The 14415-nt window shown below is 36.7% G+C and carries 11 protein-coding genes; 6 read left to right on the forward strand and 5 right to left on the reverse strand.

Annotated elements, in window-relative coordinates:
* Window positions 1–113 precede the first annotated feature (113 nt).
* Together KP712_RS07440 and mnmG are read left to right on the forward strand one after the other, a co-directional pair.
* Window positions 114–482, forward strand: a complete 369-nt coding sequence (locus tag KP712_RS07440; protein ID WP_140530022.1) for a rhodanese-like domain-containing protein — start codon at window positions 114–116, stop codon at window positions 480–482.
* A 454-nt stretch (window positions 483–936) separates the two neighbouring features.
* On the forward strand, window positions 937–2826 hold the full coding sequence (mnmG, locus tag KP712_RS07445; RefSeq protein ID WP_215770786.1) for a tRNA uridine-5-carboxymethylaminomethyl(34) synthesis enzyme MnmG: 1890 nt from the start codon (window positions 937–939) through the stop codon (window positions 2824–2826).
* Window positions 2827–2943: 117 nt separating this feature from the next.
* On the opposite strand, the gene cydC is transcribed toward mnmG, so the two are convergent.
* The 3 genes from cydC to KP712_RS07460 form a co-directional block, all read right to left on the reverse strand.
* Entirely contained in the window at window positions 2944–4602 is a 1659-nt protein-coding gene (gene cydC / locus KP712_RS07450; RefSeq protein ID WP_215770787.1) for a thiol reductant ABC exporter subunit CydC, read from the reverse strand.
* Complete coding sequence (locus KP712_RS07455) at window positions 4595–6340, reverse strand: ABC transporter ATP-binding protein/permease (protein ID WP_139989324.1); 1746 nt, start codon at window positions 6338–6340, stop codon at window positions 4595–4597. The genes cydC and KP712_RS07455 overlap by 8 nt, the downstream gene beginning before the upstream one ends.
* A gap of 140 nt (window positions 6341–6480) precedes the next feature.
* Window positions 6481–8760: a TonB-dependent hemoglobin/transferrin/lactoferrin family receptor gene (locus tag KP712_RS07460; protein WP_279386095.1), complete on the reverse strand. Its 2280-nt coding sequence runs from the start codon at window positions 8758–8760 to the stop codon at window positions 6481–6483.
* A gap of 268 nt (window positions 8761–9028) precedes the next feature.
* On the opposite strand from KP712_RS07460, the gene hemC reads away from it, so the two are divergent.
* The 4 genes from hemC to KP712_RS07480 are packed head-to-tail and all read left to right on the forward strand — an operon-like array spanning window position 9029 to window position 13246.
* The gene (gene hemC / locus KP712_RS07465) at window positions 9029–9958 is read left to right on the forward strand and encodes a hydroxymethylbilane synthase (protein WP_215770788.1); all 930 of its coding nucleotides are present in this window, start codon (window positions 9029–9031) and stop codon (window positions 9956–9958) included.
* 12 nt (window positions 9959–9970) lie between these two features.
* Entirely contained in the window at window positions 9971–10717 is a 747-nt protein-coding gene (locus tag KP712_RS07470; RefSeq protein ID WP_215770789.1) for a uroporphyrinogen-III synthase, read from the forward strand.
* A gap of 9 nt (window positions 10718–10726) precedes the next feature.
* Entirely contained in the window at window positions 10727–11974 is a 1248-nt protein-coding gene (locus KP712_RS07475; protein ID WP_140524278.1) for a uroporphyrinogen-III C-methyltransferase, read from the forward strand.
* Between the two features lie 9 nt (window positions 11975–11983).
* Complete coding sequence (locus tag KP712_RS07480) at window positions 11984–13246, forward strand: heme biosynthesis protein HemY (RefSeq protein WP_215770790.1); 1263 nt, start codon at window positions 11984–11986, stop codon at window positions 13244–13246.
* Between the two features lie 93 nt (window positions 13247–13339).
* On the opposite strand, the gene psiE is transcribed toward KP712_RS07480, so the two are convergent.
* Window positions 13340–13759, reverse strand: a complete 420-nt coding sequence (gene psiE, locus KP712_RS07485; protein ID WP_215770791.1) for a phosphate-starvation-inducible protein PsiE — start codon at window positions 13757–13759, stop codon at window positions 13340–13342.
* Window positions 13760–13963: 204 nt separating this feature from the next.
* Window positions 13964–14392, reverse strand: coding sequence for a F0F1 ATP synthase subunit epsilon (locus tag KP712_RS07490; protein WP_005629232.1), 429 nt, complete (start codon window positions 14390–14392; stop codon window positions 13964–13966).
* Between the last annotated feature and the right edge of the window lie 23 nt (window positions 14393–14415).

Below are 14415 nucleotides of genomic sequence, written 5' to 3' on the forward strand. Positions count from 1 at the left end.
TTTTTTGATTAATTTTTAATTCATTCTCTTTATGTTTACGGGTAATATAGCAACTAATCACATTCCAAAATTCATCGTTCAAAACTATTATTTTTATACAAGGAGATTAAATAATGAAAAAATTATTAACCACTATCCTTTCTGCAACAGCCATTCTTTTCCCTTTAACAACGTCTGCAAATACTACGCATAAAGTAGAACAAAGTGCGGTACAACCAGAAAAAGCAAAAGGGATTTGGATTGATGTACGTTCTGCGGAAGAATTTAATAGTGGTCATTTGCAAAATGCGGTTAACATTCCACACGATCAAATTATTGAAGGTATTAAAGCTGTTAGCTCAGATAAAAATGCCCCTATCAATCTTTATTGCCGTAGTGGTCGACGTGCAGAAGTTGCATTAAATGAGTTGAAAAAAGCTGGTTACACTAACGTTACTAATCATGGTGGTTATGACGATTTAATTAAAAAAGGTTTGAAATAATAGCACTCAGTTCCTTATAAATTCCCCTAAATTTCTTACTAAAGCATTTAGGGGATTTTTTTATTCAAAATAAAATCAAATAAAAACACCCTGTGGATAACTCATAAATAATCTGTCATAAAACTGTTTTTACTCACTTGATAACTTTGAGAAAAAATAAAATTGTTAATAACTTTCCATTTTACACACAAGATTTTTAAAGAAAATGATCGCATTTTCACAAGATCTTTAGATCCTATAACACCAGTTTCCGTAAGGATCGAATAAGGTTACTCACAACCTCAAAGGATCTTAATAGTAACAATAATAAGATCTTTATATATAAAAAGAGATCTTATTTACTAATACAAACGTGATCTTTCAAAGGATCAATAGATCCATTCTTTTTTTGTCAGGTGTTTTAAATTTCTGTAAAATAACGCTAATTTTTTGATCCGAATAAATAGAGATAGATATGTTTTACACTGAAACTTATGATGTGATTGTGATCGGTGGTGGCCATGCGGGTACAGAAGCTGCGCTTGCACCAGCTCGAATGGGATTAAAAACCCTTTTATTAACACATAATGTAGATACTTTAGGGCAAATGTCTTGTAACCCTGCAATTGGTGGGATCGGTAAAGGTCATTTAGTAAAAGAAGTCGATGCAATGGGCGGTTTAATGGCTCATGCTGCAGATAAAGCAGGGATTCAATTTCGTACTTTAAATAGCAGTAAAGGCCCAGCAGTGCGTGCTACTCGAGCTCAAGCTGACAGAGTTCTATATCGTCAAGCTGTTCGTACTACATTAGAAAATCAACCCAATTTAGATATTTTCCAACAAGAAGCGACAGATATTCTGATTGATCAAGATCGAGTTACAGGCGTTAGCACAAAAATGGGATTAACTTTTCGTGCTAAATCAGTGGTATTAACTGCAGGTACTTTCTTGGCCGGTAAAATTCATATTGGTTTGGAAAATTATGAAGGTGGTCGTGCAGGAGATCCTGCTTCTGTAAATCTTTCACATCGATTAAGAGATCTCGGATTACGTGTAGATCGCCTTAAAACAGGTACGCCGCCGCGTATTGATGCGCGTACGATCAATTTTGATATTTTAGCTAAACAACATGGTGATGCCGTATTACCGGTATTTTCTTTTATGGGATCTGTTTCTGATCACCCTCAACAAATTCCTTGTTATATCACCCATACCAATGAACAAACTCATGAAGTGATCCGTAATAATTTGGATCGCAGTCCAATGTATACCGGTGTGATTGAAGGGATAGGGCCACGTTATTGTCCATCCATTGAAGATAAAGTTATGCGTTTTGCGGATCGTAATTCACATCAAATTTATTTGGAACCAGAAGGCTTAACCAGTAATGAAGTGTATCCAAACGGGATCTCGACCAGTTTGCCGTTTGACGTGCAAATGGGCATTGTGAATTCTATGAAAGGTTTGGAAAAAGCGCGCATCATTAAACCAGGTTATGCCATTGAATATGATTATTTTGATCCGCGTGACTTAAAACCAACGTTAGAAACAAAAGCTATTTCAGGTTTATTCTTTGCAGGTCAAATTAACGGTACAACAGGTTATGAAGAAGCTGCAGCTCAAGGCTTATTGGCGGGGATTAATGCTGGTCTTTATGTACAAGAAAAAGATGCATGGTATCCACGCCGTGATCAATCTTATACTGGCGTATTGGTTGATGACCTTTGTACACTTGGTACCAAAGAACCGTATCGCGTATTCACTTCTCGTGCAGAATATCGTTTGTTATTACGTGAAGACAATGCAGACATTCGTTTAACACCAATTGCCCATGAATTAGGTTTAATTGATGAGGCTCGTTGGGCGCGCTTTAATCAAAAAATGGAAAATATTGAACAGGAATGCCAACGCTTACGCAGCATTTGGCTGCATCCGCGTTCTGAATATTTAGAAGAAGCGAATAAAGTACTTGGCAGCCCACTTATGCGTGAAGCCAGCGGTGAAGATTTATTGCGCCGTCCAGAAATGACCTATGATATTTTGACTTCTTTAACGCCATACAAACCAGCAATGGAAGACAGAGAAGCCGTAGAACAAGTGGAAATAGCGATTAAATATCAAGGCTATATTGAGCATCAACAAGAAGAAATTGAAAAACAAAAACGCCACGAAAATACAGCTATCCCAGCTAACTTTGATTACAGCAAAGTATCTGGTTTATCTAATGAAGTGCGTGCGAAGTTGGAACAGCATCGTCCTGTTTCCATTGGCCAAGCCAGCCGAATTTCAGGTATTACCCCTGCTGCAATTTCAATTATTTTGGTGAATTTGAAAAAACAAGGCATGCTGAAGCGTGGGGAATAAGATTTTCTGTGTTTGAAAGTAAAAGTGCGGTGAATTTTCACCGCTCTTTTTTATAAGATTAGTTTTAAAATATAATTAAATCGCACCTTTAACAGTGCGATTTTTTCTTATATTAATTTAGGACATTCTGCCGTTTTCTATACCAATCACCTGATCACAAATTGCCATCGTGGATTGGCGGTGGCTAACGAGAATAATCAATTTTTCAGCTTTAACATCGAGTAATGATTTCAAAATCATTGCTTCGTTTAAGCTATCCAAATTGCTGGTTGGCTCATCAAGCAAGATAATCGGCGCATTATGCAAGAATGCTCGGGCAATACCGATACGTTGTTTTTCACCATCAGAGAGGTTACCGCCCAATTCCGTCATTTTTGTTTGATAGCCTTGTGGCAAGCTTAAAATGAAATCATGAATTGAGGCTTTCTTCGCCGCTTCCATAATATCTTCTAACGTTGCATCACGGCGAGCAAGGCGAATATTTTCTTCAATGGTTTCGTTGAAAATATAGGTTTGCTGGGTAATGTATGCCATATTGTCTCGCAAACTACGAGTGTTGATATTCGGTAAAGTTTCACCATTAATTTTGATGCTACCTGATTTAGGATCATAAAAACGCATCAGTAATTTCAACAAGGTACTTTTACCGCTGCCACTTCTGCCGTGAATCCCTAAAATTTCGCCTTTTTTCACTGACAAGCTGACATCCGATAAAATTTGTTCTTCACCATAAGCAAAACTTACGTTCTCAACATCAATGCGAGAAACATCCTTCAAATCCACCGCACTTTGCACGTCTTTTAATTCTGGCTCTTCCGCTAACAAACTCAATACACGCTCACCTGAAGCCAAGGTTTGTAATAAGTTGCTTGAAAGGTTACTTAAGGCTATAACTGGCCCATAGCTCGACATTAATAAAATCACACCAATTAAAAAGGCTGAGAAATCAATTTTATCTAAGCTAAATAAAATTAAGCCAGTAAACAGCATAATGATGTTGAAAACAGATACTGCCACTTCAGTATAAACACGGACTTTTGCTTCTTGATCTTTGATGCGCTCAAAAGCCGTATCTATTTTTTGGCTACGTTGTTGAATTTCTGCTAAGCGTTGTTTTGCATAACCAAAAAGCTGAATTTCTTTCATACCACGCACACTGTCTAGGAAGAAATCATTCATTTCGCCTACTAATTCACGATAGCGTCTGCCATCTTCACGCGCCAATTTGGTAGTGATAATCGGTAAAATCACGCCTACTGTTAAATACGCAGCCAATGCCACAAGCACAAACCAACCAGAAAGATGCGCAAAAACCAACAATAAAATCGCAGAGGTAAAGAACGCGATCATAATTGGTGCGATGGTGTGCGCATAAAATACTTCAAGCAATTCAATATCATTAGTCACTAAAGACACTAATTGCCCTGCTTGTTTATCTTGTAACTTCACAAAAGCTAAGCGGCGCAAAGAAGAAAACACTTTATCACGCAATAATGCCAATAATTTAAAAGCGATGTAGTGCCCTGACATTTGCTCTAAATAACGCAATGCGCCACGAGCCACCGCCAATACAATAAGTGCGGTCAAAATTCCAGAGAAACTTAAATGGGTATCAAAGTTTAAAAGATTCACTAACCCCATCGCACCCAGCACCATAATAAAGATGGCAGCCAGGAAACCGAGCGTTCCCATGGTGATAGTAAACGCCATAATGTGCGCAAGTGGTGTCACTAATTTCAACAAATGCCCCATTACAACAAAACCATTTTTACGCATTTGCCACCTCTCTAATTTGTTCTAAATCTTTTTGTTGTTGGAACATTTCAGCATACGCACCTTGTTTTTCCATTAAGGTTTCGTGAGTGCCTTGCTCGATCAATTTGCCTTGGTCAAGTACGTTAATACAGTCCGCATTTACCGCATTTGCCAAGCGGTGAGAAATCATCACAATGGTTTTTTGTTGTTTAAATTGTTGAATGAACTGCAAAATAATTTCTTCGCTTTCTACATCAATATTACTGGTCGCTTCATCAAAAATATAAAGCTCGGCATTGTGTAATAAAGCACGCGCTAAGGCTAAACGTTGAATCTGACCGCCCGATAAATTCGTACCACGGCTTAATAGCTGCATATCTAATCCGCCATTTTCGCGTACAAATTGGGCAAGATTCACTTGTTCTAAACACGCATAAATTTGTTCATCTGTGGCATCAATTTTCGCCATCGTCATATTTTCACGCAGTGTGCCTTTAAACACGTAGCTACTATGGCTCACCAACGATACTTTTTGATAGAAAGAAGTGAGGTCTATTTCTGAGGCGTTTTGTCCATTAAACAAAATTTCACCTTGTTGCGCTTTATTAAAGCCCATCAATAACGAAACTAAGGTTGATTTACCGCAACCACTTTTACCCACAAACACAGAAAGTTGGTTTGGTTGAATCGTTAACGTTAACCCCTGAATTGCCGGTTTTTCAGCAGAATACGCAAAATGTAGATCTTTAATTTCCACTTGAACGTTATTTTTGGCTTCAAAATCCATCGCACTTTGTTGGGTTTCCACTGGCGTATCAAGCAATGTGAAAATTTTATCTGAAGCCGCTTTACCATTCATCGCCACATGGAAGAATGAACCAAGCAAACGAAGCGGAATAAAGAACTCGGAGGAAAGTAGAATAAATAAAATCACGCCTAAGACGCTGAGTTGTGCATCTTGGAATTGCAATAATGCGGTTAAAATCCCAATTGCTGCGCCACCATAAGCGAGTAAATCCATAAGAGAAACCGAGTTAAGCTGCATGGTAAGTACTTTCATGGTGATTTTGCGGAAATGCTCTGCTTCTTCATCCATCGCTTTCGCTTTATAAGCATCATCTTGATAGATTTTTAGCGTAATTAAACCCTGTAGGTTATCTAAAAAGCTGCTGCCTAATCCCACATAGATGGACCAATATTTTGCTAAGAGTTTTTTCGCAATTTTATTTACCGCAATGATCGACATAGGGATAAGCGGCACGCAAATTAATAAAATAATGGCTGTTTTAAAGCTGAAAAAAATCAAGAAAACAAAGAGGGTAAGCGGTGCAAGCAAGCTATAAAAAAGCTGCGGCAAATAACGCCCAAAGTAGATTTCAAGCTGTTCTACACCTTCTGATGCCACTTGGATAATGCTTGAGGTGGATTGTTGGTTCACTTGGTTAAGCGGCATAGAAGCCAATTTACGGTAGATAAGGCTACGCAATTCATGCTTCACTTTTGTGCTGGCAAAATAAGATGCCTGCACTGATTTTTTACCCGCAAAAGCACGCAGTGCCAATGCCGCAATTAAAATCACACCTAAACCCACCGCACTTGACATCGTCAACTCTTTAAAATAAGCGGCCTGTAAAATATAAGAAAACACGACGGCACTAATAATCCCGCCAACTAATGCCACCCAATTCCACAACACTGTGACGCCAATCCATTTTTTACTATCGGCCACCGTGTTAATTAGGCGTTTATCTATCATCATAATGATTGCTCCTAAAATAAAAAGAAGTACGCATAGAATTATGCGTACTTTATATGTAGGGAATGGAAGTTAGTACAATCCATGCACTCAAATTATTTATGTGCGTGAATGGAAAACTATTCACACACCCTACAAATTAATTAGAATCGAATTTCTACAGAGGCAGAGAAGTTGCGACCTGGTGCATAGAAACGTTCAAGACCGACCCCGTTTCTATCAATATTATTTGTTGTGCTGTGTGCATTAATACCGCGCAACGCATCCCAAGTATGGTATTTTTTATCAAATAGGTTATATACCCCAGCTCTTAATATAATAGCTTCTTTGATTTTATAAAAACCGAATAAATCGACTAAATAGGTAGATTTATTAAGGTATTTATAGTTTTCAACAGATTGGTACAACTCTTTTTTTGAACACTGATCTTCACCAGTCCAATCATCATATTCCCACGCTACACAACGATCTTTAATTTCAAGTGTTTTGGCATCTTTTGCTTTTTTGCTCCCTAAATAGGTTAATCGGCTAAAAATGCCCCATTTACCATTTGGATCTTCATAATCTAACCCCAAAACAGCTTTTATTGGCTGAATAGAAAGTAGACTGGTAGAGTTCGATAACTTCCCTTTACTATAACCTAATGCAGCATGTAATTTAAAGCCTTGAGGAATAGGAAAAATAGTATCTAAATTCAAACTACCTTTTACTTCTACACCATGTACCCTTGCATTATCAACATTTACCATTTGTTGCACTGGAGTTTGATAAGTTCGTCCATATTGAGTCTGTTCAATAATACTTTCTTGCTCAAATAAGAAATCACGATACCGAGTTTGATATAAACTAACATCAAATATACCTTTTTCATTCTGTGCTTTAGCAAAAACTGTATGGTTGATACTGCGCTCAGACTTCAATCCGGGATTAGATTTCCATGTTCCATAAGCATTAGTAAAACTGAAATATAATTCAGTGGCAGTAGGAATACGATAACCTGTACTCAATTGATAGCCAAATTTCCAAGTATCTGTTGTTTGAGCATCTAAACCTAGAAAACCGCTCCAATTTGAAAAACTACTTTGTGCCGGTTCCCCTTCTGCTAAACAAGCCTTACTACAGGCCGCATTTAAAGCTTTAGGAGAAAGTTTAGCATAATCATAGCGAGTACCAACATTTGCAGAGAATGTTGGTCTCCAACCACTTTCAAAACGAGGATTCCATGTAATTTGATCTTTTAGTGAAGCACCGTATATTCTCGTTTTTACAGGTCTTTGAATGGTATACCAGTCGTCTAATCCAAATTCATTGGTATCATGGTTAATGTTTTTAAATTCTCGTTCACTTGCGTAGGTTCTAAAAGAGAAGACATGCTCGCCCCCCAAATTAAATGGCATGCTTTCTAATTCAGCAGAAATTCGTTTAAACACAGTTTTCATCCGACGATCATAAACTTCACTCAATTGTTTTTCATTTGTTAGCCAATCGCGTTGACCTTTATAGTTAACCGCTGCCAAATCTGTTTTTTGATAATCAAAATCTAATTTACTGAATGCTAAGTAATTAGATTCCGGCGTATAGAGATAATATGCATTGACATTAATACGTTTATTTTGATCATCCGCTTCACGCCAAGCACTTCCGTATGAAGTGTAGCTACGTTCATCGACATATCGGCTACCTTTTTGCCCATTAAGACCAACACCAACCTTATGATGTGGAGTAATTTGATAGCCCACCTTAGCTAAATAACTATGAAAACGGTGGGTAGCAGGATCTGGATGTTGACTTCTTGTGTAATTAAATTCAGGTCCCTCCCCCCTACTCTTAATTTCATGACCTGTACGTTGTGAGTACATCAAAACAGCATCCACCTTATCGCCAACATACCCAAGACCTAGAGTTCTGACCCACTCACTATTTTTGCTGGCATATCCACCACGTAATAAGGCACCAAATTTATTATTGGATTTAACAATATCTTGTGCATCTAAAGTATGGTAATTAACACTGCCACCTAAAGCACCACTACCAGAATTAAGAGCATCTGAGCCCCGAACAATATCAATATCTCTAACTAACTCTGAATCAATACTCAAACGAGAAGGATTAAAATTGCCATAACGCGAATAAAGTGAGTTTTCCTCACTATCAGGCAAATTCACACCATCTACACTAATACCAACTCGATTACCTTCTACTCCACGAATAGAAAAACCCTTTAGGAACCGCCCGTTGTCACTGATCCCTACATCAGTCGTATATCTCACTAAATCTCGAGTATCTCGAATCATTTCTTGTTGGATAGTTTTTGCATTCGTGCGGATAACATTTGACTGTGTTTTATGTTCAGACGATATTTCATCCGTAATCTTAATTTCAGACAATTGCTCCTCAGCCAAAGCATAACTCGTAACAGACATGCCTGCAGTAATCAGCAACAGAGCATAAGGGGTTAATTTATGTTGTTTCATTTATGATTTCCTTAAGTTATATAAATGATAATTATTATAAATAATGAATTTTTTATTTTGTATATGTTTTTGATAATTATTTTTATTTTGTGATTGAGATCAAAAAATTAAGTTGAACTTTTATTTTGCTAATCATTATCACAGTACAATCAAAATGACTTTTTTTCCTAACAGTGATAGGATAATTGGTAATTTTATTATGTAAATTGAATCAATTATGACCCAATCTCGAATTGTAAAAATCGCAACGCGTCAAAGTCCTTTAGCTTTATGGCAAGCAAATTTTGTGAAAGAGCGCTTAGAGCAATTTCATTCCCATTTAACAGTTGAACTTGTGCCTATGGTGACAAAAGGTGATGTGATTTTAGATTCACCTTTAGCAAAAATTGGGGGAAAAGGTTTATTTGTGAAAGAACTAGAGCATGCATTATTGGAGAAGCGAGCAGATATTGCTGTACATTCAATGAAAGATGTACCAATGACTTTTCCTGAAGGTTTGGGCTTAAGTGTGATTTGTAAACGCGAAGATCCTCGAGATGCTTTTGTTTCAAATTCTTACTGTTCTTTATCTGAATTACCACAGGGCTCGATTGTAGGAACATCTAGCTTACGTCGTCAATGCCAGTTAAAACAGCTTCGACCAGATTTAGATATTCGTTCTTTACGTGGAAATGTGGGTACGCGTTTGAGTAAACTTGATGCTGGTGAATACGATGCCATTATTTTGGCTTCTGCAGGTTTAATTCGTTTAGGTTTAGCATCTAGAATTGCTTCTTTTATTGAAGTAGAACAGTCATTGCCGGCTGCAGGACAAGGTGCCGTAGGAATAGAATGCCGAACGGATGATATAGTCGTGAAAGATTTATTAGCACCGCTAGCTGATGAAGAAACAACAGCATGTGTTTTGGCTGAACGTGCGATGAATACTGCATTACAAGGTGGATGTCAGGTACCAATTGGGGGGTATGCTGTGTTACAAGGAGATGAAATTTATTTACGTGCATTAGTGGGTGATGTGGATGGTTCGTTGATTCTTCGAGCAGAAGGCAAAAGTGCGGTAGAAAATGCAGAAGAATTAGGCCGTACTTTGGCTAAACAGTTATTAACGCAAGGTGCTGATAAAATTTTAGCAAGAATTTATGCATAATAGGGGGAAGTAATGGCTGTCTTAGTGACTCGCCCTGACGAACGTGGTAGACAATTGGTTGAGGTGTTAAGTCAATCAGGTGTGGCAGCACTTCATTTGCCTTTATTTACTCTAGAAGAAGGCTATGAGCTTGTTAATTTACCCACTAGATTAAATCAACTCAATGCTGGTGATTATGTGTTCTTGGTTTCTAAAAGTGCGGTGGATTTTGCAGATAAAATATTAAAAAAAACAAATAATATTTGGAGAAAAGATTTACATTTCTTTACAGTTGGAGAACGAACCGCACAGTATTTTTCTTGTCAAAGCGAGCGCAATGTGCGTTACCCTATTCGTTCTGAAAGCAGTGAAGGTTTGTTAGAGTTACCCGAAATGCAATTTTTGCAAGGAAAACAAATTTTAATATTACGAGCTAATAATGGTCGAGATTTTTTCCGCAAACAAGCGGAATTACGTGGAGCATTGGTAAGCTATGTTGAATGCTATCGTCGGGAGCCTCTTCTTTATGATGCAGAAGAAAAAATAAATATTTGTAAGCGTTTAGGTGTAAATACTATTGTGGCGACAAGCTTAGACATCGTTCAATCTCTATTAACATTTGTGCCTGAAAATGATCAGGCATGGTTAAAACAATGCACACTGATTACTGTAAGCCAACGTATTGCTAATTTTACGAAAGAAGCTGGTTGGGCTAATGTCGTCATTTCTCCTAAAGCAGATAACACAAGTTTATTAAATACCTTACTTAAGACTCATTAAGGAATTGATATGGCAAAGAATCAATCAAATGATATCACTGAACAAGTCAGCGATACCCCTGAAATAGTAGTAGAAAAAACGGAAGCGGAACAATCTGCTGAACAGCCTGTTCTTCAACAAACGATAGTTAAAAAAAATGGTACAGCATTAAGTTTGTTAGCCATTTTAATTGCGCTTGGTGTTGGTGGTGCTGGTTATTATATTGGCCAGCAACAAGTTACAGACTTTCAGAAAAAGTTAATTGTTCTTGAAAACCAAGTCGGAGAGTCAGCCTCTCGTGTTACTTCAAATGAGAAAAATGAGCAAGTAAGCCAATTGGAAAGTGGTTTAAAAGCCATGCAGGAAAAGGTAATTCAATTAGAAGAATTTAATAAAAGTAAAACGGAAGAAATTACTACTTTACAGGCACAAATAAAACAAGTGGGTCAACTTGCAAGTGCACAACAACCAAATGATTGGTTATTCTCTGAAGTCGATTTTTTATTGAATAACGCACTACGTAAACTTATTTTAGATAATGACGTTGATACAGCTATTTCTTTATTGAAATTAGCTGATGAAACGCTAGTTAAAATTAATAATACTCAAGCTAATTCTGTTCGTAATGCGATTAACCAAGATTTGAAGAAATTACTTTCTCTTTCTAGTGTGGATCAAAATTCAGTAATGCAAAAACTTTCACAGCTTGCCAACACAGTTGATGAGTTGCAAGTGCTTAATGTAAATTTTGATGACACCCCTGAAAATAATAATAAATTATCCGACAGTATCGAGGATTGGCAACAAAATGTTGAAAAAAGTGCTACTTCTTTCTTAAATCATTTTATTCGTATTTCGCCAAAACAAAGTGCAAATAAGAAAGAATTATTAGCACCGAATCAAGATATTTATCTTCGTGAAAATATTCGTTTACGTTTACAACTTGCTATTATGGCTGTACCTCGTCAACAGGATGAGCTTTATAAACAATCTTTAGATGCTGTGTCTTCTTGGGTTCGTAGCTATTTTGATACAAATTCTGAAACTACGCAGAACTTCTTAAAATCTGTGGATGAATTGTCTGAATTGTCTATTTATGTGGATGTTCCAGAACAATTGGCAAGTTTAACATTGCTTGATAAATATCTTAATCGCTTACCATTAGATGTACAAAAAGTAGAAATTGAGACAGATAAAGCGGTTGAAAGTATGCCGAAAGTAGAGGATACAATGCAAAAATCTGAAGATAAACCGGCAAAAGCCGAGCATCAACAATAAGGAGAGCCTATGTTTAGAGTGCTTTTTCTAATGATAGCGCTGCTTGCAGGACTTGTGGGTGGACCTTATCTTTCTGGTCAGCAAGGTTATGTCCGTATTGAAACGGCTAACAATATTATTGAAATGTCTATTACAACGCTAGTCATCTTTTTTGTTATCGCGTTAGCAATCATTTATGGATTGGAGTGGATTATTACCCGATTTTTACGTTTAAGTAGAGGATCTTACAACTGGTTTTCACGCCGTAAACGTGTTAGAGCACAAAAACAAACCCTTGAAGGTTTAGTTAAAATGAATGAGGGTGATTATGCAAAAGCAGAAAAATTGATTGGTAAAAATGCCAAACACTCTGCTGAGCCAGTATTAAATCTAATCAAAGCTGCTGAAGCTGCACAACAACGTGGTGATGAATTTAGTGCAAATCGTTATTTAATTGAGGCAACAGAGTTAGCGGGTTCTGATAATTTATTGGTTGAAATTGCTCGGACTCGGATTTTATTACAACAAAATAAATTACCAGCAGCGCGTAGTTCAGTAGATAGCCTGCTTGAAATGTCTAACCGTAATAAAGAAGTATTAAAACTTGCTGTGGATATTTATTTGCGCTCTAAAGCTTATCAAGCGCTTGATGAAATTTTAGACAGTGTAGAAAATGGTGGTTTATTTAGCACAGAAGAGTTTCAAGAACTTCGTACGCAAACAGAAAATGGCCTACTTGATGAAAAGATGAATGAGGAAGGCGTTGATGGATTACTTACATGGTGGGATGAGCTACCTCGTCGTCGCCGTAATAATGTTGATTTAAAAGTAGGCTTAATTCAACGTTTAATTGATTGTAATGATCATGAGTCTGCAGCAGAATTTACCCTTGAAATCTTGAAAAAAATTGGTGACAACACACCAATTGGTAAAGCGCTTTGCACTCAAATTACACGTTTACAGCCGGAAGATAACAGTAAGTTAATTAAACTTGTAGCAAAACGAGCTAAGCGAGCAGGTGATGTAGAAAAATGTTGTATTAATCGAGCGTTGGGCTATTTATATGTTCGTAATAACGAATTTTCCCAAGCTGCTGAAGTTTTTAAAAAGGTGATTGCTTGTCCTAATCAATTAGAATCAAATGATTTGATGATGGCTTCTTACGTTTTTGAACAGTCTGGTGATAAAGTCCTAGCAGAACAAGTACGACAAGATAGTTTAAAATCCGTAATGGCTATAGACAATATTCCTCTTGAAAAAAATGAGGAAAATATGCTAAAAAATGGAGATTAGCTTTCAAAAGCAAATTAGAATAAATACTAATTATAATAGATAAAACGCACTTCAATGAAGTGCGTTTTATTATGCTTTGGGATTTTTATATCTTTATAGATTTTTAAGTCTGTTAGAATATAAAACAAGGCAAAGCGCAATAACCATAACAAGAATTGAACCAGCAAATAATAAGGTATCAATTGAGCTTTCATGATTTACAATAATGAGTCGTAACATTGCTGTAATCCCTGCGTATATAAAATAGCGCAATGGAAAATGATAGCCACTTTTAAAATATTGAACTATTAATCCTATAAACCCGAAATATAAGAAAAACATTACAGCTTGTTCAGCAACATCATAGGGTACAAAGCTTGATGTATTTAAAACCATCATTGCTAAGGTATAAGTTATTTTACCCAAAGCAATAATTAGTACAATTGCTAATGCAATTAATGCAGAACTTAACACTATTTTTAGGACTCCTGTTATCATTTTAGGGAGCTTTTCTAATTCCGAAGATTCTTCCATTTTTCTTCCTTAAGGATAAAATTTAAAAAGGCGTATATTTTAATCTAATATAGAAAAGTTGGTCAAAGCTATTTGGGAAAATAATATAGTATAGAGTGGCTATAATAAGTGAATAGAGTAGTCAACAGTTGATATAGAAAGGTATGTTTAAAGGATATATTATTAGATATAAAAAGTGCGGTGAAAATTCACCGCACTTTTTTATTACCGTCTTGTTTTCAAGAGTTTTTCAGTCAACTCATAAGCTCGAAGTTTTGCTAACTCTTTAGAAAGTTTTGCTACCAGTAAATCATGATCTACATCTGATGCATGAGATACAATGTTCTCTTCAGCTTTACGTTTTGCTTCGCGAATACGATCTGCATCTAATTCACTACCACGGATAGCAACATCTGCTAGCACCGTAACAATATTTGGTTGAACTTCTAAAAAACCACCAGAAACATAGATAACTTCTTCATTTCCATCTTGAAGGGTAAATTTAACAATCCCAGGCTTAATTGCCGTTAGCAATGGTGTGTGTCCAGGGAGAATTCCTAATTCCCCCTCAACACCTGTTGCTTGGATTTGTTTTACTTCACCTTCAAAGATTTTTCGCTCTGCGCTTACTATTGTTAAATTAAATGTCGCCATTTTTGTTCTCCTTCAAATGACTT

The sequence above is a fragment of the Haemophilus sp. SZY H68 genome (assembly GCF_018829685.1).
Classification (GTDB): Bacteria; Pseudomonadota; Gammaproteobacteria; order Enterobacterales; family Pasteurellaceae; genus Haemophilus; species Haemophilus haemolyticus_K.

Coding starts and splice junctions, on each gene's coding strand:
- KP712_RS07440 (WP_140530022.1), top strand. CDS start 114: ATGAAAAAATTATTAACCACTATCCTTTCTGCAACAGCCATTCTTTTC.
- mnmG (WP_215770786.1), top strand. CDS start 937: ATGTTTTACACTGAAACTTATGATGTGATTGTGATCGGTGGTGGCCAT.
- cydC (WP_215770787.1), bottom strand. CDS start 4,602: ATGCGTAAAAATGGTTTTGTTGTAATGGGGCATTTGTTGAAATTAGTG.
- KP712_RS07455 (WP_139989324.1), bottom strand. CDS start 6,340: ATGATGATAGATAAACGCCTAATTAACACGGTGGCCGATAGTAAAAAA.
- KP712_RS07460 (WP_279386095.1), bottom strand. CDS start 8,760: ATGTCTGTTACGAGTTATGCTTTGGCTGAGGAGCAATTGTCTGAAATT.
- hemC (WP_215770788.1), top strand. CDS start 9,029: ATGACCCAATCTCGAATTGTAAAAATCGCAACGCGTCAAAGTCCTTTA.
- KP712_RS07470 (WP_215770789.1), top strand. CDS start 9,971: ATGGCTGTCTTAGTGACTCGCCCTGACGAACGTGGTAGACAATTGGTT.
- KP712_RS07475 (WP_140524278.1), top strand. CDS start 10,727: ATGGCAAAGAATCAATCAAATGATATCACTGAACAAGTCAGCGATACC.
- KP712_RS07480 (WP_215770790.1), top strand. CDS start 11,984: ATGTTTAGAGTGCTTTTTCTAATGATAGCGCTGCTTGCAGGACTTGTG.
- psiE (WP_215770791.1), bottom strand. CDS start 13,759: ATGGAAGAATCTTCGGAATTAGAAAAGCTCCCTAAAATGATAACAGGA.
- KP712_RS07490 (WP_005629232.1), bottom strand. CDS start 14,392: ATGGCGACATTTAATTTAACAATAGTAAGCGCAGAGCGAAAAATCTTT.